Source organism: Thalassospira profundimaris (assembly GCF_003326795.1).
GTDB classification, from domain to species: Bacteria; Pseudomonadota; Alphaproteobacteria; order Rhodospirillales; family Thalassospiraceae; genus Thalassospira; species Thalassospira profundimaris_C.
In genome coordinates this window covers 96,177-117,589 of sequence record NZ_JPWI01000012.1, presented here as the reverse complement: position 1 = coordinate 117,589, position 21,413 = coordinate 96,177, and the positions used below count along the sequence as shown (strand labels likewise).

Annotated in this window: 22 protein-coding genes; 8 read left to right on the top strand and 14 right to left on the bottom strand. The window is 53.5% G+C overall.

Translation table 11 applies throughout. From position 1 onward, the window contains the following. The first annotated feature begins 63 nt into the window (after positions 1-63). From TH30_RS17135 to TH30_RS17125, 3 genes are read left to right on the top strand one after another with little or no spacing between them, the layout of a single operon-like run. Positions 64-1,527, top strand: coding sequence for a di-heme oxidoreductase family protein (locus TH30_RS17135; RefSeq protein WP_258548771.1), 1,464 nt, complete (start codon positions 64-66; stop codon positions 1,525-1,527). A 45-nt stretch (positions 1,528-1,572) separates the two neighbouring features. Beyond that, on the top strand, positions 1,573-2,700 hold the full coding sequence (locus TH30_RS17130) for an imelysin family protein (RefSeq protein WP_114099307.1): 1,128 nt from the start codon (positions 1,573-1,575) through the stop codon (positions 2,698-2,700). A gap of 36 nt (positions 2,701-2,736) precedes the next feature. After that, on the top strand, positions 2,737-3,876 hold the full coding sequence (locus TH30_RS17125; protein WP_114099306.1) for a DUF1513 domain-containing protein: 1,140 nt from the start codon (positions 2,737-2,739) through the stop codon (positions 3,874-3,876). A 432-nt stretch (positions 3,877-4,308) separates the two neighbouring features. Here TH30_RS17125 and TH30_RS17120 read toward each other — a convergent pair whose 3' ends face one another. The 8 genes from TH30_RS17120 to TH30_RS17085 form a co-directional block, all read right to left on the bottom strand. Continuing rightward, on the bottom strand, positions 4,309-5,067 hold the full coding sequence (locus TH30_RS17120) for an IclR family transcriptional regulator (protein WP_114099305.1): 759 nt from the start codon (positions 5,065-5,067) through the stop codon (positions 4,309-4,311). Between the two features lie 45 nt (positions 5,068-5,112). Further along, positions 5,113-5,499 (bottom strand): RidA family protein, encoded by a 387-nt coding sequence (locus tag TH30_RS17115; RefSeq protein ID WP_114099304.1) that lies wholly within the window; start codon positions 5,497-5,499, stop codon positions 5,113-5,115. A 15-nt stretch (positions 5,500-5,514) separates the two neighbouring features. Then, complete coding sequence (locus tag TH30_RS17110) at positions 5,515-6,282, bottom strand: amino acid ABC transporter ATP-binding protein (protein ID WP_114099303.1); 768 nt, start codon at positions 6,280-6,282, stop codon at positions 5,515-5,517. 10 nt (positions 6,283-6,292) lie between these two features. Continuing rightward, positions 6,293-6,910: an amino acid ABC transporter permease gene (locus tag TH30_RS17105; RefSeq protein ID WP_258548770.1), complete on the bottom strand. Its 618-nt coding sequence runs from the start codon at positions 6,908-6,910 to the stop codon at positions 6,293-6,295. A 53-nt stretch (positions 6,911-6,963) separates the two neighbouring features. Continuing rightward, positions 6,964-7,626 (bottom strand): amino acid ABC transporter permease, encoded by a 663-nt coding sequence (locus TH30_RS17100; RefSeq protein ID WP_114099302.1) that lies wholly within the window; start codon positions 7,624-7,626, stop codon positions 6,964-6,966. Between the two features lie 27 nt (positions 7,627-7,653). Next, positions 7,654-8,490, bottom strand: a complete 837-nt coding sequence (locus TH30_RS17095) for a transporter substrate-binding domain-containing protein (RefSeq protein WP_114099301.1) — start codon at positions 8,488-8,490, stop codon at positions 7,654-7,656. A gap of 278 nt (positions 8,491-8,768) precedes the next feature. Beyond that, entirely contained in the window at positions 8,769-11,192 is a 2,424-nt protein-coding gene (locus TH30_RS17090) for a heavy metal translocating P-type ATPase (protein ID WP_114099300.1), read from the bottom strand. 188 nt (positions 11,193-11,380) lie between these two features. Next, positions 11,381-11,821 carry an ArsR/SmtB family transcription factor gene (locus TH30_RS17085; protein WP_114099364.1) on the bottom strand — a complete coding sequence of 147 codons (441 nt, stop codon included), beginning with the start codon at positions 11,819-11,821 and terminating at the stop codon, positions 11,381-11,383. A 179-nt stretch (positions 11,822-12,000) separates the two neighbouring features. On the opposite strand from TH30_RS17085, the gene TH30_RS17080 reads away from it, so the two are divergent. From TH30_RS17080 to TH30_RS17065, 4 genes are all read left to right on the top strand, one after another. Then, a complete protein-coding gene (locus TH30_RS17080; RefSeq protein ID WP_114099299.1) occupies positions 12,001-12,555 on the top strand; it encodes a DUF2975 domain-containing protein in 555 nt (184 codons plus the stop codon). Continuing rightward, complete coding sequence (locus tag TH30_RS17075; RefSeq protein WP_114099298.1) at positions 12,555-12,764, top strand: helix-turn-helix domain-containing protein; 210 nt, start codon at positions 12,555-12,557, stop codon at positions 12,762-12,764. The genes TH30_RS17080 and TH30_RS17075 overlap by 1 nt, the downstream gene beginning before the upstream one ends. Positions 12,765-12,869: 105 nt before the next feature. Further along, positions 12,870-13,286: an MAPEG family protein gene (locus TH30_RS17070; RefSeq protein ID WP_114099363.1), complete on the top strand. Its 417-nt coding sequence runs from the start codon at positions 12,870-12,872 to the stop codon at positions 13,284-13,286. A 105-nt stretch (positions 13,287-13,391) separates the two neighbouring features. Then, on the top strand, positions 13,392-14,147 hold the full coding sequence (locus tag TH30_RS17065) for an SDR family NAD(P)-dependent oxidoreductase (protein ID WP_114099297.1): 756 nt from the start codon (positions 13,392-13,394) through the stop codon (positions 14,145-14,147). Positions 14,148-14,326: 179 nt separating this feature from the next. Here TH30_RS17065 and TH30_RS17060 read toward each other — a convergent pair whose 3' ends face one another. From TH30_RS17060 to guaA, 5 genes are all read right to left on the bottom strand, one after another. Beyond that, positions 14,327-15,040: a phytanoyl-CoA dioxygenase family protein gene (locus tag TH30_RS17060; protein WP_181850364.1), complete on the bottom strand. Its 714-nt coding sequence runs from the start codon at positions 15,038-15,040 to the stop codon at positions 14,327-14,329. A 14-nt stretch (positions 15,041-15,054) separates the two neighbouring features. Beyond that, on the bottom strand, positions 15,055-16,026 hold the full coding sequence (locus TH30_RS17055) for an FkbM family methyltransferase (protein WP_114099295.1): 972 nt from the start codon (positions 16,024-16,026) through the stop codon (positions 15,055-15,057). A gap of 225 nt (positions 16,027-16,251) precedes the next feature. Further along, a complete protein-coding gene (locus TH30_RS22660; RefSeq protein WP_114099294.1) occupies positions 16,252-16,374 on the bottom strand; it encodes a GMP synthase (glutamine-hydrolyzing) in 123 nt (40 codons plus the stop codon). A gap of 91 nt (positions 16,375-16,465) precedes the next feature. Next, positions 16,466-17,533, bottom strand: a complete 1,068-nt coding sequence (locus TH30_RS17045; protein WP_147252035.1) for a GSCFA domain-containing protein — start codon at positions 17,531-17,533, stop codon at positions 16,466-16,468. 169 nt (positions 17,534-17,702) lie between these two features. After that, positions 17,703-19,256, bottom strand: a complete 1,554-nt coding sequence (gene guaA, locus TH30_RS17040; protein ID WP_114099292.1) for a glutamine-hydrolyzing GMP synthase — start codon at positions 19,254-19,256, stop codon at positions 17,703-17,705. 290 nt (positions 19,257-19,546) lie between these two features. Here guaA and TH30_RS17035 point away from each other — a divergent pair, with 290 nt between their 5' ends. Beyond that, a complete protein-coding gene (locus TH30_RS17035; RefSeq protein ID WP_147252033.1) occupies positions 19,547-19,864 on the top strand; it encodes a hypothetical protein in 318 nt (105 codons plus the stop codon). 203 nt (positions 19,865-20,067) lie between these two features. Here TH30_RS17035 and TH30_RS17030 read toward each other — a convergent pair whose 3' ends face one another. Then, the gene (locus TH30_RS17030) at positions 20,068-21,405 is read right to left on the bottom strand and encodes an RsmB/NOP family class I SAM-dependent RNA methyltransferase (protein ID WP_114099362.1); all 1,338 of its coding nucleotides are present in this window, start codon (positions 21,403-21,405) and stop codon (positions 20,068-20,070) included. Between the last annotated feature and the right edge of the window lie 8 nt (positions 21,406-21,413).

Sequence of the window (21,413 nt, the reverse complement as noted above, 5' to 3'; positions counted from 1 at the left end):
AACGGCGGGGGATTCAGTCTCCCGCCGTTTTGCTTTTACAATAATCATAAGACCAAAATCGTCATGAAACGTTTCGTTCCTGCCCTGCGCCATCTTGCCTTGTCCGGTCTTGCCGTGATGACGGTTAGTGCCCTGAACCCGACAGCCTTTGCCCAACAGGTTGATGACCCTGCCTTTCCGGGGGGCAATACCAGTTGGTCAAATGCCGACGGGCGGAATGTCTTCACCCATTATTCAGCCAACATGACCTTTGAAAAGCGGCTTGATTTCAAGCTTGGCGAGGCCCTTTTTCAAAGGCTTTGGGTCACCGCGCCGACACGCACCAAAACCGCAGACGGTCTTGGCCCCCTTTTCAATTCGCGGGCCTGCAATGGATGTCATATCCGCAATGGTCGCGGCCATCCGGTTGATGACAACAATCCCGAAGAAGGCGCAACATCCATGTTGCTGCGCCTTTCAATCCCGCCGCAAACAGCCGGTCAGCTACGCGATCACCTTGATGGCAAGATCGCAGCCATTCCCGACCCGGTCTATGGCGGCCAGTTTCAGGATTTCTCGGTCGCGGGCATCAATGCCGAAGGACGCGTGAAGGTCAGTTATGAAAATATCGATGTCACCCTGTCTGATGGAGACGTCATTACACTACAAAAGCCCGATTATCAGATGACCGATCTGGCTTATGGACCGCTTCATCCTGATGTGATGGTTTCGCCACGCCTTGCCCCGCCGATGATCGGGCTTGGATTGCTCGAAGCCATTCCTGACGAGTTGCTGCTTGCGCGCGCTGATCCACAAGACGCTGATGGCGACGGGATTTCCGGCCGGGTCAATCATGTCTGGGATATTGCCAAGGGACAACTTGCCATCGGGCGGTTTGGCTGGAAGGCAGGAATGCCAAGCCTTGACCAGCAAAACCAGAATGCGTTCCAGTTTGATGTCGGATTATCCACCCCGCTTTATCCCGCTGGATCAGGCGATTGTACCAGCGCCCAAACGGCTTGCCTGAACGCACCGAACGGCAATGATCCGGAATTTGAAAATCTTGAAGCCCATTCGCAGGTCACTGACCTTGTGCTTTATTACACCCGAAACCTTGCCCCGCCGGTGCGCACCAATGCCGACGATGCGGATGTCGTGGCCGGGCAGAAGATTTTTGACTCCATCGGCTGTGCATCCTGTCATACGCCCCGTTACCAGCTTCCGGAACGCACGGATATGACGGAGCAATCCGGTCAGGTGATCTGGCCCTATAGCGACTTGCTTCTGCATGACATGGGAGAAGGCCTTGCAGATCATCGGCCCGAAGCCCAGGCATCAGGCCGCGAATGGCGGACACCACCGCTTTGGGGACTGGGGCTGGCCAAACAGATCGATCCACGTGCCGGTTTCCTTCATGACGGCCGGGCACGAACCATCCTTGAGGCCGTCCTGTGGCATGGCGGCGAAGCGGAGCCTGCGCGCCATTCTGTCACAATGCTGCCACCATCCGAGCGCAGGAAACTGCTTGCGTTTCTAAAGTCGCTTTAAGCCTGTATAAGTGTTTCAAATCCCGTGAATATTCGGAAAAGACATATGCCGCAAAAATCGTTCTGGCGTATCACGCTGCTTTCAGTCACGACCGTACTGGTTACCGGTTTTGGTGCTCCTCCTGCCCATGCCGATATCCCCGAAAGGAAATACAGTGCCGTATTGTCGCATCTTCTGAATACGGTGATGCCGCCCAAGCTTGATGAATTTCATGACGCGGCATCAGAGCTGACCAAATCCATCAAGGATTTCTGTGCCGATCCGGATGCAGATGATCTCAAAGACGTTCAGAACGAATTCAATAGTGCGATGGATATCTGGCAGGAAATCCAGCCCTGGCGCATGGGGCCACTGGTTGCCAATGGCCGGGATCAGCATATCGAATATTGGCCCGACAAACATGGTACTGCTGCACGGCAATTCCGGAAACTGCTGTTTAGCAAACCGGCAAGCTATACCGATCCGGCCCAGCTTGCCGAAGCAAGTGCGGCCCTTCAGGGGTTCCCCGCACTTGAGGAAGTCCTGTTTGATGACAAGAATGCCGACCATCTGAGCAAGGGTGACGAAGACGGTGTCTTCCTGTGTCAGTACGGCTCAGCCATTGCCACCAATCTTCAGACCATCACCGGCGAGCTGCTTGACGAATGGCCGGAATTTGCCGAAGCCATGAGCACAGCAGGCCCCGACAGCATAGATTACCCGACGGCGAAATTTGCCGCGACCGATCTTTATCGTGCCCTTCACGAAGGCTTGCTGATTATCTCGGCCCAGAAGCTTGGCCGTCCGCTGGGCGAAAATGAACAGGATGCCAAGGCCAGCCGTGGCGAAAGCGAAGTCGCCAAGCGGTCCTTGCGCAACATTGTCCATAACCTGACTGGGCTATTTGCCATTTATGACGGCAAATGGGGCGGTGTCGGCACCGAGGGTGCGGGTATGGCATCGCTGATCGACAACAGCCTTCTGGATCGGTCCTTCCGCCTGAACTGGCAAACCGTCATTGACGCGGCAAATAACCTGCCGCCGTCAATCGATGAACTGCTAGCGCAGCCAGATGGCTATGCCAAGCTTTCCGAGTTCAAATCGCAGATCGATTTCCTGATTACGCTGGTCGAGAACGACATTGGCGGCACCACCCAGCTTGGTGGCGGTTTCAATGCGCTTGATGGCGACTGAGCAATCAAAGCGGAGCTCTCATAACCGGAGAAGAAAATGAGACATCAACGTCGCGAGTTTTTGAAACTCATGGGTGTTGGCGGGGCATTTACCCTTTTGCCGCTTGATATCGCGCGCGCGGCAAGCACTCCGGCCATCGAAGACCGTGCGGTCTATATTTCCGCCAGTGCCGGGAATGCCGATGATTACTATGTCAGCGCCTTTAACGCGTCGGGCAAGATCCTGTTTGAACAGGCTCTGCCGGGGCGTGGTCATGATATCGGTTTGCGCCCGAACCATGTTGATGTGGCAGCGGTCGAACGTCGCCCGGGTCTTTACGGCCTGATCCTTGATCGTCATACCGGCGAAGTCCGCGCCAAGCTGCATTGCCCGGAAGATCGCCGGTTTTATGGTCATGCGATTTATTCCAACGATGGACGTTTTCTTTACATCACCGAAAACGATTTTGATCATGCGCGTGGCGTTGTTTCGGTCTGGGATGCCAAGGATGGCTATCGCCGGGTGGCCGAATTTGACAGTTATGGCACCGGCCCGCATGAATTGCATCTGATGCCCGGTGGCGAACAGCTTGTGATTGCCAATGGCGGGCTTCACACCCATCCCGATTTCGACGGTCGTACGCCGCTTAACATTGATTCCATGGAACCCAACCTGTCGATCATTGATCGCCGCACCGGCGAGCTGATCCATCAGACGGCGCTCAAACATGACTGGCATCAATTGTCGATCCGCCACCTTGATGTCTCAGCCAATGGCACGATTGCCGCAGGCTTCCAGTATCAGGGCGAGATTAATGATCAGGTCCCGCTTGTCGGTGTCTGGCAACCGGGCAAGGAAATCCGCCCGATCGAGGCACCTGACAATGTGCAATATCGCATGCGCCAATATTGCGGGTCTGTGCGCTTTGATGCGTCTGGTCAGGTCTTTGGCATTTCCTGCCCGCGTGGCGGGCTTGTCACATTCTGGGATGCTAAAACCAATGACTTCCTGACCCATATCGCGGCCCCGGATGGCTGTGGTCTTGCGGCAACGGACCGCCCCGGCGAATTTGTCGGCACCAGCGGCCTTGGTAATGGCTGGCGCATGGATGCGATTCGCCGTAAGCGCGTTGAATTGCCCGACGCTTCTCATAAATCGCTGCATTGGGACAATCATTTGCGGCGCATAAGCACCTGATATCCCGATCCTTGAAACCCGATAAAACCCGCACATATGTTGTGGATTCTATGCTTTCCAGGGCTTTAAAACCGCAGAAAACCGGCAGATTAACCAACTGTTTTTGTAGGGATAATTTGGCAACACCGTCATCAACCAAAAATCTTGCGCAAATGAGAACGATTTTCACTTGCGTTCCAATTTTCCCTCGCCTATAACAGGTCTCGACACAGCCCGCGAATGCAACCCATTCGCATTTTGTCCCCAAAATGGCTTGTCTCTCAACCTACGGGTCCTCTCTCCCCGTAGGCCTCTCAAGGTGGTAAAGCGGTGGTTATCGATGCGGGAAACGATAACCGCCGCTTTCTCTTTTCCGGATATCTTTATCTTTGGCAAACGGCACGCAATAGCGCCACGCCCCTGAACCTGTAAGGTTGCAGGGTGATCGCCGTTCTAGCTGCCTTGTGACAGTTTCATGCCTGCGGTTTGCAGCGCATTCTTGTAAAGCTGATAATTCTCGCGGGCATCTTCCTTGGGGGCGACGATACAGACGGTCGCAGCACAGATACCCTTGCGGTCATAGACCGGTGCCGCAAAGCAATGGGTGAAGGTATCAACGATGCTGTCAAACGAGAAAAACCGATCAATATGCGCCTTGCGGATTTCCGCGATATAGGCGTCAACATCCATCCGGGTGCCATCAGGAAGAATGAAATCTTCTTCGGGGATCAGGTCCCGAATTTCATCGTCACTCAGATGGCCCAGCAACAAGCGGCCCGATGCGGTCCAGGGAATGGATGTGCGTTGCCCGACATCGGCCTTGATGCGAAACGGACGGCTGCCTTCGCGCTGCAGGGCGACGGTGTACTTGCCGCCATCAAGCATACAGAACTGCGACGTTTCCTTGGTGCTGGCGGTGATTTCATCAAGCACCGTGGCGGCCTGACGGGTCAGGTCGAAATAGTCGCTATAGGCCAGTCCGAGGAAATAGACACGACGCCCGAGGAAAACCGATCCGTTCGCATCGGTAACCTCAAGCATACCGTGATCCAGCAAAGTGCCGATCAGGTCATAGATCGTAGATGTTGGCGCACCAAGCGCCTGGGCGATTTCAGCGGGACGCTGGGAGGTTCTGACATCACGCAGATGATCAAGAATATCAAACGCACGATCAATGCCGCGCGCACGTTTACGTGTCTGACCTTCTTTCATAACCCCCATCGCCCCGCTTAAATCATGTCTTATTATTCAACTAGCTTATGCCTTACGAAAGGCAATGCAGTCGACCTCAACTTTGCAATCAACCACCATTGAGGATTGAACACATGCACGCGCCGGGGGATTTTCGCCAAAATATTCTTCGAAAACGCCGTTGAAGCTCCAGAAATCCCGGGCATCGTCAAGCCATACGCCGATGCGCATGATATCGGCCTTGTCATAGCCGGCATCCTCGACAATCTTCAGCATGTTCTCGATCGCGATGTGCGATTGCTGGACAATCCCGGTGCCGACGACTTCGCCGTCACGCATCGGTGTCTGTCCTGAGACATAAAGCCAGCCGTCGGCTTCTGTGGCCTTGGCAAATGGCAGTGTTTTCTGCCCGCTGCCTTTGCCTTCGCCAACGCCATGTCTTTTAATGCTCATAAATGATCTCCTGATTCAGATTTCGGAATTTGCAAGGAAGCCCTGCAGTCGTTCGGTTTTGGGCGCACCAAAAATCTCGTCGGGGGTGCCTTCTTCGTGAATGCGCCCCTGATGCATGAAAACGACCTTGGTCGAAACGTCGCGCGCAAAGCGCATTTCATGCGTCACCAGCAACATGGTCATCCCCTCAACCGCCAGATCGCGCACCACGGCAAGAACCTCGGCAACCAGTTCGGGATCAAGGGCGGATGTTACTTCGTCAAACAGCATGATCTGCGGGTTCATGGCGATGGCGCGTGCAATTGCGACACGTTGCTGCTGCCCGCCGGAAAGCTGACCGGGATAATGATCGCTGCGTGCAGCCATGCCCACACGTTCAAGCCACTTTTGGGCAACTTCACGTGCTTCGTCCTTTGGCATGTTTTTGGTCTTGATCAGACCCAGCATCACGTTTCGGATGGCCGTCATATGCGGAAACAGATTGAACTGCTGGAACGCCATGCCGGTCATCGAACGCTGGCGGGCCACTTCGCGTTCCGGCAAACGGCGGCGTTGCCCGGCACCATCTTCGCGATAGCCGATTTTTTGACCGGCAAGCTCGATCGACCCTTTTTCGAAGTCTTCAAGCAGGTTCACACAGCGCAGAAGTGTTGTTTTGCCAGAACCGGAAGACCCGATCAGGGAAACAACGTCGCCCTGCTGCATCGTAAGATCGATACCTTTGAGAACCTCGAGTTCACCAAAACTCTTGTGAAGACCGGAAATAGTCAGAATTGGGGACATGATAGCCTCATTAAGGGATCGAAATGCGACGCTCGACAGCACGGCCGGCTTGCTCGATCACGAAGTTCAAAAGGAAATAGACAAAGCCTGCGAACAGATAGAATTCGAGACTGAGATATGTACGCGCAATCACCTGCTGGGTAGCCAGCAACAGCTCGACCACACCGATGATCGACAGCAATGTCGATGCCTTGACGATCTCGGTTGCGGTATTCACCCAGGTTGGCAAAATCTGGCGCAAGGCCTGTGGCAGCAGGACATAGACAAAGGTCTGCATAAAGGTCAGGCCGATTGATTTGGCCGCCTCGGTCTGTCCGACCGCAATCGCCGACAACGCCCCGCGCACAATTTCACCGACATGGGACGAACAAAACAGCGTCAGCGCCAGCACCCCTGCCTGAAATGCTGTCAGGTCAACACCGACCACCGACAGAACGTAAAAGCAGGCAAGGATCAGAACGAAAACAGGCGTCCCGCGCAGAAAGTCGATATAGAGCCGCACGATAAAGCGCAGCCAGCGCTGCCCGTATGTCATTGCCAAACCAACAAACACGCCCAGAATGGTGCCAAGCACAACCGACGAGACCGATATCAGAATTGTGTCGCCAAGCCCGTCCAGCAGGTTCATCCGGGCATTCCACAACTCTGTAAAGAAAAGAGAGAAATTCACCTGAAACCCTTTCAACGAGGAACAGCAAGACGCTGTTCAAGACGGCGCAACAGCCACGCGATCACATAGCAAGCCACGACATAAATCATCGACGCCACCATCCAGGTTTCAATCACCCGGAAGCTTTCGACATTGATCTTGCGGGCATAGAAAGTCAGATCGGGCACCGCAATTGCCGCCGCCAGCGAGGTATCCTTGAACAGGGAAATGAAGTTGTTCGAAAGCGATGGCAAAACGTTACGGAACATCACCGGAATGATGATGTTGGTCTTGATCTTGAATTCGGTCAGACCAATCGCCAGTCCGGCTTCACGCAAGCCTTTTGGCAAGGCAACAAGCCCCGACCGGAATACCTCGGCCAGATAGGCACCGGCATAAATCGACAGCGTGAAGATAAAGGATGAAATCTTGTCGAGTGCGATGCCCAATTGCGGCAGGGCAAAATAGCAAAACAGGATCAGCACAAGGATCGGGGTATTGCGGATTGCGGAGACATATCCCCCCGCAATCCAGCGCAAAATCTTGTGGCGGGACAGCATCCCGAAAGCAGCAAGAAGACCAATCAAGCAGCCGATCGCAATCGACACAATGGCAAGAAACAGTCCCAGACCAAGTCCCTGAGCCAGAAGTTCCCAATTGCGCCAGATGACGTCAAAATTGAAATCGTAATTCAAAACAGTTCTTTCAGGATGCTGAACGCGTTACTTGTACTCGACAGGGAAGCCGATTTTCGGCACGGCCAGTTCTTCACCGAACCAGGTCTTGAAGCTTTCAGCATAGAACGGGAACTCAACGCCGGTCATGCCTTCATGAAGAACGGTGTTAACAAAGTTCAGCCAACGCTGATCACCCGGTTTAACGCCACAGGAATAGCTCTGCGGGTTCCAGGCGTAACCTGCATCCTCGTAACGGCCCGGGTTCTGAACCATGAACCAGCGCAAGGCCGACTGATCGGTTGCGGCGGCTTCTGCACGGCCTGAATTCAGGGCCTGATACATCAGATCAACGCTGTCATACTGGTCGACTTCTGCTTCCGGCAGGGCCGCATGGACCATTTCTTCGGCATAGACGTTCTGAAGAACCGCCACGGTCACATCATCACCGGCTGCTTTCAGCGCGTCATAGTCGGCATAGTCGCCATTTGCCATCAAAAGCAGGCCAACGCCTTCGCGATAGTAAGGAATGGTGAATTCGATCTGCTGGGCACGTTCGGCGGTGACGGTCATGAACTGGCAGGACAGGTCAACCTTGTCGGTTACCAGGTTCGGAATACGGGCATCACCAGACTGCTGAACATACTGGATTTTATCCGGGTCACCGAACAGCGCCTTTGCGACAAGACGGCCCATGTCAACGTCAAAACCCTTGAGCGTGTTGTCGCTGTCCATGAAGTGCCAGGGCGGGTTGGTCGAACCGGTCCCCAGAACAAGATAACCACGATCAAGCACTTCCTGAAGCTTGCTTGCTTCCTGTGCCATGGCAGAACCGGCAGCAGCCGTCATCACCGTCGCAACGGCGAGCGTTTTAATAAAAGTCATCTTTTGTCTCCGCGTTTTAATGAGCCACACATGCTGGGTAGTTTCTTAAATTCCGTTATAGCGGAATTGATACCGTTGTTTCGGATTTAAACTAGCAGCGTTTTTTAACGGGAGTCAATTTCGTTTTGCCCCGCCCGCGCCTTCCCGTGAAAATCTCGGACATACAGACAAAGAAAATGCCGCCGTCTGCATCCACAGACTGGCGGCATTTTCCTTTATTCATCCCTGTTCGAACCAGTCTCTGAAACCGGTAGAAATCAGAGGATTACAGCATCTGACTATCTCGCTTTGCGCAAGGCGACCAGAAGCCTCAGACTGTTGATCGTGACCAGAACGGTCGCACCGGTATCGGCCAGAACCGCCAGCCACAATCCCGTCAACCCCGTGATCGAGGTCACCAGAAAGACTGCCTTAAGCCCCAGCGCAATCGTGATGTTCTCGCGAATGACACGGCGTGCCGCACGCGATAGCTTGACCAGATTGACCACATCGCCAAGACGATCCTTGACCGCAACCGCATCGGCGGCCTCAAGTGCGATATCCGTTCCCCCACCAATCGCGATCCCGACATCAGCAACCTTTAGCGCCGGGGCATCATTAATCCCGTCACCAACCATCGCCACCGGGCCAGAGCGTTTGGGATCGTCGCGCAGGGCCGAAAGCGCGTTAAGCTTGTCTTCGGGCATCAATTCCGCACGGTAATCCATGCCCAGTTCAGCAGCCATCCGCCTGGCAACACGGGTGGCATCCCCGGTCAACATTACAGGTGTAATGTTAAGCCTGTTAAGGTCGGCAAGGGCGGCCTTGGCATCCGGGCGCGCCACATCACGCAGCGCCAGAGCACCAATGACCATACCATCCTTGAGGATCACGACCGCCGTGCTGCCTTCTTCCTCTTGCGCTGCAAGCCAGTCAGCAATCTCGCCATCAGGCGTTACGCCAAGACGGGTTGCCGCCCCCACCTGATAGATCACACCGTCAATCTTGCCTTCCACCCCTGCTCCGGCAATGGTTCTGGCATTGTCGATCACCGGCAGTTCAAGGTTCCGGTTTTCCGCGGCCTGCACCACAGCACGGGCCAGAGGATGGGACGTCACGGTTTCAAGTGCCGCAGCAATGGTCAGAAGACCGTTCTCGCCATACCCATCCGTGGTCTTGATCGCCGCAAGTTTCGGTTTGCCTTCGGTCAGGGTCCCGGTCTTGTCAAACGCCATGGTGCGAACCGCCCCGATCAGCTCAAGCCCGGCACCGCCCTTGACCAGAAGTCCGATCCGGGTGGCACGCGCCAATGCGGATGTCACCGCCGCCGGAGTCGAAATCACCAGCGCACAGGGGCAACCGATCAGCAATAATGCCAAACCACGATAAATCCACTCATCCCATGACTGGCCAAACACAACCGGCGGAATAACAACTGTCGCCGCCGCCAGCGCCATGATGATCGGGGTATAGATGCGGGCAAATTTGGCAACAAACCGTTCTACCGGTGCCTTGTGTTTTTCGCTTTGCTCGACCAGTTCGATCACGCGATCAAGCATGGTTTGCCCGGCTGCGCGGGTCACTGCCATCCGAACCGGACTGTCGGTGACGATGGCACCGGCAAAGACTTCGTCACCTTCCTTGCGATAGACCGGAACAGACTCCCCCGTCAGGTGGCTGTTGTCGACCTCGGCCGCGCCGGAGGCAATCACCCCATCAGCCGGAATACGTTCACCCGGACGGATTTCGACGAGATCGTTTTGCGCCAGTTGTGCGGGGGAAACGGTTTCGAAGCCGCCATCACGCACCAGACGTGCCTGTTCAGGTGCCAGCTTCATCAGGGCCTTGACGCCACTTCGCGCCCGCCCGGCCGCAACACCTTCAAGCCGTTCACCGATGGCAAACAGCAAAACAACCATCCCGGCTTCAAGACTTTCGCCAATGGCCACGGCCCCGATAACCGCAACCGACATCAAAAGTTCGATCGAGAAGATGGCCCCACTTTGTGCAAGCCGCAGCGCCTTCTTCATCACCGGCACAGCCGCAAGGATCGAGGCAATTGACATCGCATAGGGTGACGTTGCCGGCACCAGCGCACCGGTCGCCCCGCCCAGCAGCAGGAAGATAGCGGCAAAGGCGATTTCGTCATTCTCTGAAGACCATGGCGCATACCAGCGCGCTTTTTGCGCGTCGACCGGATTGCCATCCTGACCGAGAGGGCCTTGGTCCTGGCCGGACTTGGCATCGGAGCAACTGCTTGCCCCGCAGCAAGAAGCTTTTGCCAAAGTGTCCATGCTGCCCGGAACCGGCTTTTCCTGTGCCGGATAGCCAAGTTTGGTCAGCATGGTTGTGATGCTGTTGCGGCTGTCGGTGTGGGCATCATCAATGCCCAGAGTTACGGTTTCGCGCATCATCGACACATCCACGCAAGACACACCGTCAACTTTGCCCAGTGCGGTTTCGATCTTTGCCACGCAGGAGCCGCAATCCATACCAGAAACCTGCCAGTGGTAATGACTTACAGCGCCACCCTTTTTAGCAACGATATCGCGCAAGACTGCATCTTCGTCCGCATTGACCGGAAGGGACACAGAGATCCCCTGACCGTCACCGGTAATGCCGTGATCGGGAACTGCCTTGTTCAAGGCATCTATCAGGCTTTCCCGACACCGTCCGCAATTGCCGATCGCCGGAATATCGTCCCATTTTGCAACGAAGGACATTTAGTCACCTCATAAAGATCAAATTTCTGTTCATATGTTATATTCAAACTAGGATTCATATGTTGGTCTGTCAAGAATATTCAAATGATGATTTGAATATCAAAATCGCACATGCCCGTTGCCCGGCTTTGACACCAACATAGACACTGGTAAACCCAGTCAAACAGCTGAACTACAAACGAAAAAGATCAGTCGTGGGTGACATGCGCAAAAACATCGCGCACCACGCGCGAAATATGCTCGTCATCAATCTGATAAAAAATATGCCGTCCGCGCCGCTCGGACGCCAGAATCCGCTGATCGCGTAAATGACGCAGATGATGGCTGCAAAGCGATTGCGACATGTTGGTCGCATCTGCCAGTTCGCTCACCGTTTGCGGTTTTTCCATACAGCGCAGAACCAGTTGCAAGCGCCCGGCATCCCCCAGAAGCGAAAAGATTTTTGCTGCCGCCTCGATATGGGGCAAAGACAAATCCGCTCCCACCGCGCGCGATGCATCGCGCGTTACGGCCTCACCCTGTTCGGTGCTCAGGCCAAGACGGGCCGCAGTGTCGCATTCCTGACAGTCATTTTCTGCGCGCGATGACACGGGCTTGGCGATCGGGGAACTGGTTTTGCTTTCTGACATGGCCTTTATTTTCCATGCCTGCCCGGCCATGGCAAGGGGAACGATCCACTTATGCCAGCATTCTTACACCGAATGCCCCCGAATACGGTTTTCACATTGACTCATTTCGATAATTTATTCATGTTTTACATGAATTTTGTAAATCAATTCGAGAATACCCACATTCAGGAGCCCCACAAATGACGACCGCAACTAAACCTGATACCCTTCAAAACGTGCGTCGCCTCAGTACCGTTCTGTATTGGGGATGTGCGCTTGCCATCATCTTCCAGTTTCTTGTCGTTCCGATCATCTGGTATGTGCCGGGCTGGATTGAAACCAGCAGCAGTCAGATGACCGTCAGCATTGCCGATCTTCATGCTCTTTCCGGCTGGCAGAAATACGCCACCATGCTGGTCATGATGATCCCTTCCCTGATCATGGCTTACGGGCTCAATCATCTGCGCAAGATGTTCAGGGCCTTTTCCCGTGACATCATTTTCCAGCCCGCGCCAATCAGGCACCTTAAGGTCTTTGGTGTCGCGCTTTTGGTGCAAACACTGGCAAAACCGCTGACCGGGGCTGTGACATCGGTTCTGGCGACCTTCCATCGTCCGGCGGGTGAAAGAATGTTGTCGATCGGGCTTGGTAATGCCGAGGCCAGCACCCTTTTCCTTGGCGCTCTGATTATTGTGATTGCCTGGGTTCTTGGCGAAGCAGCCCGGATCGACGATGAAAACCGGAGCTTTGTCTGATGGGGATTGTTGTCCGACTTGATGTGATGCTTGCCACCCGCAAGATGAAGTCCAAGGATCTTGCCGCCCGGATCGGCATCAGCGAACAGAATCTGTCGCTTTTGAAATCGGGCAAGGTACGCGGCGTGCGGTTTGAAACCCTTGCCGCGATCTGCAAGGAACTGGAATGCCAACCCGGCGACCTTCTGGAATTTGAAGACGACACCTGAACCCTACACAGCGCAGCAAGCGCACGGCATATTCCCCTCGCCCCTGATCCAACCATGCAGTTTCCGACGTAAGTCGATTAATGAAACAGCATGGTTGGATACCTGGTGACGTACGAACTTTTCACTCTATTGCTTAATGCGCTGATCTGCCTTGGCCTGCCATGGATTTATAACTACGCCTATGCCAAGCAACCCGGTGTTGGTGGCAAACGCCTTATGGGCAATCGCGATATGTTGCCCGAACGTACCGGCATTGCCGCGCGTGGCCTTCGCGCCCATCAGAACCAGCTTGAAAATCTGGTTCCCTTTGCGATTATCGTCTTTAGTGCACACGCCATCGACATTTCCAACACGGTCACAATTATTTGCGCCACCCTTTTCCTGATCGCCCGGATTGCACATGCCGGGTTTTACATTGCCGGTATTACCCGACTGCCGGGCGTCAATGGCGTACGATCCATCGCCTATTTCATCAGCCTGTTCTCGATGCTGGTCTATGCCGCCCAATTGTTTTGGCATTAGAGCCTAACCCGTACTTGCCGCCTGAAGAATGTTTTGCCTAAATGACATCAAGCGATGGCAACATGTCGCACAAACAGCAAAACACTTCAGGAGAGGACGCAATAGATGTCAAAGAAGATCGCCCTGGTCACCGGTGCTGCACGCGGAATTGGACTGGCCACCGCCAAACTGTTTATCGCCCAAGGCTGGCAAGTCGCGATGATCGACCGTGACGGGGATGAATTGCTCAGTGCCTCTGCCGATCTTTCCGATGCCAAACCGTTTATCTTTGATGTCTCGGTTCCCGAACAGGTCGATCAAATGATCGCCGATGTGCTTGCGGCATTCGGCCAGATTGATGCGGTGGTCAATAATGCCGGGGTTGCCGACTTCCTGCCGGTCGAAGAAACCAGCTTTGCCACCTGGCGCCGGATCATGGAAACCAACCTTGATGGCGTCTTCCTTGTCTCTCAGGCCGCTATTCCGGCGTTGAAGCAAACCAAGGGGGCGATTGTCAATATCGGCTCGATCTCGGGCCTTCGCGCATCAACCCTTCGTGTGGCCTATGGCACATCAAAGGCCGCAGTCATTCACATGACCAAACAACAGGCCGCCGAACTTGGCGAATATGGCATTCGCGCCAACTGCGTCTGTCCCGGCCCGGTCAAAACCAAACTCGCCATGGCGGTACATTCGCCTGAAATCATCTCGGCCTATCTTGATGCTATGCCGCTTGGCCGATACGGCACCGAAAATGAAATCGCCGAAGTCATCCATTTCCTGTGCTCGGACAAGGCAAGCTTCGTGACCGGTCAGATCGTTGCCGCAGATGGCGGGTTCGAGACAACCGGTGTCGGCCTGCCTGCGCTCCGCCGAAAGTAAGAGCATGAAACCATGCGCCCGCTTCGCCTGATCATCGCATTGACCGCAACATTGGCCCTGTCATCCTGCTTGACCTTCAACTGGCAACGCAGTGTCCAACAGGTCCTGTCAAATGCGTGTAACTCCACAGGCGATTGCGGGTCGGATGGGCCAGAGACCAAATAGATAAACCGAGCAGCTTAAATGCTACCGATATACAAATCCCGATCAACGGCCGTGCGATAAGCGTTCTTGAAGCCCCGAACACCCCATTCGCGATCATCCAGATCGTCGAAACGCTGGCTAAGGCTTAATTTCCAACCACTAAAATCAGCATTGACATATGTTCGGTGCGGCAAAAATGAAGACATGAGCAACACACTTCCGGCGCTGATAACCGGCACGGTTGCTTCCGCCTCTTCAAAGACAGAAGCGTCCAGAACATAAGCCGAGCCTGTTTGCTCCCCTTTGAGCAGGCCTTCTTTGTGGCGACCAGACAAGACCTCGACACCGTGTGCCTCTGGGCCAGAGTCAGCAAGGTTCACCCAGCAGATTACGCTTCGGTGGGAGGATCCCATTGATGGATAGTCTTGATGGTAGGGAAGTCCGTATCCATTACCCGTCATGTTATTTGACGTATAGTGGCTCACCAGCGGCCCACATTTTACCGCAGTGGAAATGCCTGCAACTTTTGATATAGCTTCGACAAATTCTTCCGAGCAAAAAATACTCGCCACGAACGGGTGATCCGCGAACCTCTTAATCAGTTCCCGATTTAACTGAGCATCATCCGTGAACTTAGGCAAGAATTGCTGATTAAACAATTCTTTGGCCTCAGAAATCTTGTTCTGAACAAAAGGCAATTCCAGAACGGCCCAGCCATTGGAATCAAACGCATTCATATCGGTGTTCAATTGATCCCCCATCCTTATGCCCTTACCAAGGTATAATTATATTCTGTAAAGTAGTTTTGAACCCGCTTACGGGACTCGACCTTAAAACCATACTCCAAGATGGTCTCAAGCGCTTTGACACTGTCAGGCTCCACCTCGGAAACTTCGAAGAAAATCCGCTTCAGTTTCGGAGAACTGAGCGTTTCCTTCATCCCCTCGATCAAAGCCTTTTCGGCTCCGTCAACGTCAATCTTGATGTCCGTAGGTTGAACGTTTTCCAAGCGGCAGAATTCATCCATCGTCAGAGTAAGAACTCGCTGTTCATACTCTGGTTCGAATACGAGCTTACCGTCGCGGGCTTTACTTTGCCCCAAAATCTTCTCGTGAGCCGCAGCTTCAAAGCGACGGATGAACATTGTGTCCACGGCAAACCTGTTCGACAAACCGATATTTACTGCATTGAACTTTTTGGCAACTTTTGAAAAGTTCAAATATCCATTGGTATTGAGAATATTGAAATTGGTTACTTCAGGTTCAAAGCAATAGGTTTTCTTTCCTCGAATAGCTGCATAAATCGCGAAAACACCTGTGCTAGCGCCAACATCAAAATAAACACCATCGTCATCAATCGCTTCGATAAAATCGAGCAGTTCGGGTTCAATATATTCTTGCCCATAGGATTGCCACAAAGCACGCAGGTTTGGTGTGTAAAACTTGATCTCATGACCTCTGACTGAGGCGGTGTTTATCGCCAGATCCTCGGATATCCCGAGTACTCTTTCAAATGTCTCACTACCGACGAAAGTTTCGAGATCAACCTTCTCCACCAGAGGCTCAAGAACCTCACCATTTTTTGTGCGGTATTCGAATTCTTCGATGACGGCGATTTCGCGCTCTGAGGGAACACTAATTGCGGCTTTACGCTTTTCTCTCTCTAGGCTTTTGAGTTCAAGCTCAAGACGCTCGATCTCCTTACGCAACTCGTCGATTTTGACTTCGTTATTCATTTTTGTTCCCTGCACTAACTAGCTAGCATACAACCATCGAAGTATTATCAACAAAAACAGCATAAAAGATTCTGATGTTGTCTTAGTTGATAATAAGCATGTTTATGCAATGTGAAACATCGTTGCTACCCTGATTTGCACTGACGCATGAAATAATCAGGCTGATAAACTATCCAATATTAAATTTCGCACCAATGACTAAGATCAATTGCCTAAACTAAAGATTCATTCCCACTCGATGGTTTCCGGTGGGCTTGAAGTGAGGTCGTAGGTCGCGCCGTTAATGCCGTTGAATTGTTTGATGACGCGGCTTGGGGCTACGACCAAATAGTTATGCCAGACACGCATAAAAGCGTGCGGTCATTCCATCACCAACGATCAAGGCTCACGGCATATAGTCCATAGCCGATCAGACAAACTTTATACCCGGTGCCTGTTGCTATTCTGTGCAATAGACACGCGCAAACAATTCCATGATGTTATCGATATAAACCTTACGAGGATGGCGATTATCTTCGTCAAATGGATCGGGATAGACCTCCTTGACCAGCTCATATGACGGAAAATAATAAACCTGATCGTGTTTCTGGCTTATGAGATCATCGAGTGCAATGCGTAAAATGGATTTCGACACTGTATTTGCCGAAATACAATTGATGTCACGGAATGTCGCCATTAACGGAATGGGCGACAATGTAAAGATTATTTTACAGCCCGGTATATAACGATCCCGCAACTCGACGATCTTTTGCAAATTTTCGCGATTTTCGTCTACGGTCGTTAGCCTGAACCCGTGTCGGTCGCCGTCAAAATTGTCCTTCGGGATAGAACGCCAGAATGCTCTTCCGGAAGCCTTGTCAAACCACACTTCGGAAAGGCCCACGGTAATGATCAGCGTTTCCGTTTTCATCAGAAGCTTTTCTGTCGCTTCCCTGACATTCTCGTCTGGCAGCACAATTTCTTTGTTCTCCCCAAACCACAGGCCTTCCTCAAGGCTCTTGTTCTCAAGGGCCCATTCAAGTTGCTCAAGGATCGCAAAGGTGTTTACCAGTCCCTCTCCAAACCGGATGATATGGGAATTAAGACTGAGCTTCTTGCCGAGAACATTGTAGCCGTTGCTGATCAGCCACTTGGAGATATTTTGCGCAAAGCAACTGCCAAAGGCGGTCACAACTGTTGACTTGTCGATGAATGCTGCGGGCGGTTCATAGCCTTTGATAATGAACCGCTTAAAGGCACTGTTTGCATCCAGCATCTTTTTCGAAGGAATAAAGTTCGTCGACTGACCGCGATACCAGCTCCCGTTGAAGGTCTGGAGATCTTCATCCGACTTTACTCTGATGATGCCATCGCTTGCCGCATGAAATGAAAAGTCCTCATCCGTCATATGACTTCTCGCACCCTGTAATGTTTCCCGATTACACGTAACCCAGCTTACTCCAACCGGCTTAAAACTGTGTTTCGCCCGCAAATTCGTCCAAACAGGGTACCGCGCATTCCCAAGCAAGCCTAGTCACACCAACCTATTGCGAGGTAAGTGAACAAGTCGTTGTCACGGGCAGCCTATCATTGGGCCGCAAATTCTTGTTACTGCCTGTTCACAGCCGAACGGATATTCAAAACAAAAACGGCGCATCCACTGGACGCGCCGTTTGGTGTTTCCGATATCGGAAAACTTATTCCCACTCGATGGTTCCCGGTGGTTTGGATGTGAAGTCATAGGTGACACGGTTGATGCCATTGACTTCATTGATGATGCGGTTGGCGATGCGGCCAAGCAGTTCCGGCGGGAACGCATAGAAGTCTGCGGTCATGCCATCGGTCGAGGTCACGGCACGAAGCGCACAAGCATAGTCATAGGTACGACCATCGCCCATCACACCAACGGTGCGAACCGGCAGCAGCACGGCAAATGCCTGCCAGATGGCGTCATAAAGACCGGCATTGCGGATTTCTTCGAGATAGATCGCATCAGCCTTGCGCAGAATATCAAGCTTTTCGCGCGTGATCGGCTGGCCCGGAATACGGATCGCAAGACCCGGTCCAGGGAACGGATGACGACCAACAAAGCTGTCAGGCAGGCCAAGTTCACGACCAAGGTCACGGACCTCGTCCTTGAACAGTTCACGAAGCGGTTCCACCAGCTTCATGTTCATGCGTTCCGGAAGACCACCAACATTGTGGTGTGATTTGATGGTGACCGACGGGCCTCCGGTGAAGGACACACTTTCGATCACATCCGGATAAAGCGTTCCCTGTGCCAGGAAGTCTGCACCACCAATTTTCTTGGCTTCTTCTTCAAAGGTTTCGATGAAGAGGCGGCCAATGGTTTTGCGTTTTACTTCCGGATCGGTTTCGCCTTCGATGGCACCGATAAAGGTATCGGACGCATCAACATGGACCAGCGGGATGTTGTAATGGTCACGGAACAGCGAAACGACCTGATCTGCCTCGCCCGAGCGCATGAAACCATGATCAACAAACACGCAGGTCAGCTGATCGCCAATCGCTTCGTGGATCAGAACCGCGGTGACGGAGCTGTCAACACCGCCCGACAGACCACAGATGACCTTGCCGTCACCGACCTGTTTGCGGATTTTCTCAATCGCGTCGTCCTTATAGGCATTCATCGTCCAGTCGCCAGAGCAACCGGCAACGCCATGCGTAAAGTTCTTAAGGAGCTGCGCGCCATGCGGGGTATGGACCACTTCCGGGTGGAACTGAACCGCATAGAATTTCTTTTCGTCATTGGCGATGGCGGCAAACGGTGCGCCTTCGGATTTGCCAACTACGCGGAAACCATCAGGAAGCGCATCAACGCGGTCGCCGTGGCTCATCCAGACCTGTTCGCGTGCACCAGCCGCCCACACACCGGTGAACAGCGCGCAATCTTCGATCACGTCGACAAAGGCACGACCGAATTCACGATGATCGGATGTCGCGACCTTGCCGCCAAGCTGGTTGACCATGGTCTGCTGACCATAGCAAATACCCAGAACAGGCACGCCCAGCTCAAACACCTTGGTCGGTGCTGACGGTGCCTTGTCCCAATGGACAGACGCCGGGCCACCCGAAAGGATCACGGCCTTGGGGGCATATTCATCAAGGAACGCATCCGAGATGTTATTAAAAGGATGGATCTCGCTATAGACACCGCTTTCACGCACGCGACGTGCAATCAGCTGGGTGACCTGGGATCCGAAATCAATAATCAGCACGCGATCAGTCATCGGGCCGTATCTCCGTCGAAGATGGGGTTGCGCCGTACATACGCCAAACCATCGAGATGGGCAACCCGGCGCAGGTGGTCACCCAACGATGCATTCAAAAAACTTTTGCCCTTAGCCCAGGCATTTGGAGGAGATTGCGGCGTTTTTGCGCGCAATTCCCCCTGAAAACCCCACAATTGGTCCCTTTTTCCTTCGCAATGGGCGCGCATTATCCCAATCAACGGAACGCGGGAAACAACGCGTCCGACCATGAGCAACGCACTTTTGATCAATGCAAGGGACACGAAATCATGAGCACTTCCAAAGGTAGTAAAATCGCACTCGCTGTCGCTGGTCTTATTCTGGTTGCCGGTACAGCAACCGCAATCGCAATGACCCAGAAGGACGGCGGTTCCGCCCTGCCGATCTTTGGCACTGAAGAAAGCGCACCGGCCGAGAAGTCCGAAACCATGACCCCGGCCGAACCGAGTGCCGAAATCGGCGAAAGCCTGAAGACCGGCCCGGATGCCCAGGATGACGACATTCCGGGCATGAACAATCTTGAGAATTCCGAAGGTTTGGACAAGCCGACTACCATCTTTGATGGCGCGACCGAAAAAGCCGAGTAACCGGTTTTCCGTCGATATCGGGCCAACACCCGAAAGGCCGTGGCACCGGCAATTTGCAGAAGAGTCCATCAACGCAATATTGCGTTCACGGTGAAACAAAACTGGCCCTGCGAGGATCGCTCGCAGGGCCTTTTTCTTTGCAGGCAGATTAAGGGCAGCAAAGGTTTTGGTCTGGTTTCCATATGCCTTGGCCGCCATTGCCATTACTTTACCTTGCCTTTGGCCGTACGTTCGAACACCGCCACAAAGAACCCGTCCGTGCCATGAACATTTGGCGACAGGCGCAGCCAGGGCTTGTCCTTGCCGCCCGGAACCGGAACGGATTTCGGTGCATCGGGCCAGATTTCGCTGATCGGAACCGGTCGGAAATCCTTGCGATCGCGCATAAAGGTTTCAATCAGGCGTTCGTTTTCTTCGGGCATGATCGAGCAGGTCGCATAAATCAGACGACCGCCCTTGGTGACCTTTGCGGCACCGGCCTTAAGGATCTTGCTCTGCTGACCCATAAGGGTGCGCAGGTCGCGCTGACCGATACGCCAGCGCAAAGCCGGGTTACGACGCAACGTTCCAAGACCGGAACAGGGCACATCCAGCAACACGCGGTCAAAGAAACCGGATTTGTTACGCAACCAGCTGTCACGTTCATCGGCAATGATGCGCTGCTGGATGCAATCGCCCGCACCGGCGCGGCGTGCACGCTTGCGGGCATTATCCAGTCGGCCACCATGGGTATCACAGGCAAGAATACGCCCCTTGCCGCGCATGTCTGCCGCAAGACCAAGCGTTTTGCCGCCACCGCCGGCACACATATCAAGCACGGTCATGCCCGGTTTGGCATCGACCAGCTTGACGCAAATCTGTGATGCTTCGTCCTGAATTTCGATCAGGCCGTCTTTATAGGCCGCCGTGACCAGCATATTCAGACCAAGTGGCAGACGCAGACCATTGGGTGCAAACGGGGTACGCTCGATATCCTTGATGCCGTCTGCTTTAAGCGACTTGATGGCATCTTCGACCGTGCCGCGCAGACGGTTGACGCGAAGATCAAGTTTGGCCGGCTGGTTATAGGCCGCCATCTCCGCCGTAAGGTTTTCGTGATGAAGCTTCATCAGTTCGGCATAAAGCCATTTCGGCAGCTCGGTTTTAACCGCACCGGGCTGGGCATCATGATCAAGGGTCTTGTCAGACAGCTTGTTGATCAGGTGCTTTTCATTCGGGTGCAGGGTTTCCGGGCAGAATTGCTCGCCACAGAACCGATCGGCGATTTCGGCAGTTTTCAGGCCATCATGCAACACCAGATCAGCGATCATGCGTGCGCGGCCATCCTGAAACTCGTATCCGACTTCTGCCAGCCACCAGCCCAGACGGGCCTGATGACGGATCAGGTTATAGAAACGTTCGCTGATTTCACGGCGATCGCCACCGCCGATATAACGGCGTGATCCGAAATAACCGGACACAACGCGGTCTGCGTCGTCTCGGGTATGGGTCCAACCGTCGTAAAGTTCAATGACGGCCGCGATACGTGCACCGGGTTTCAAAGCGAATT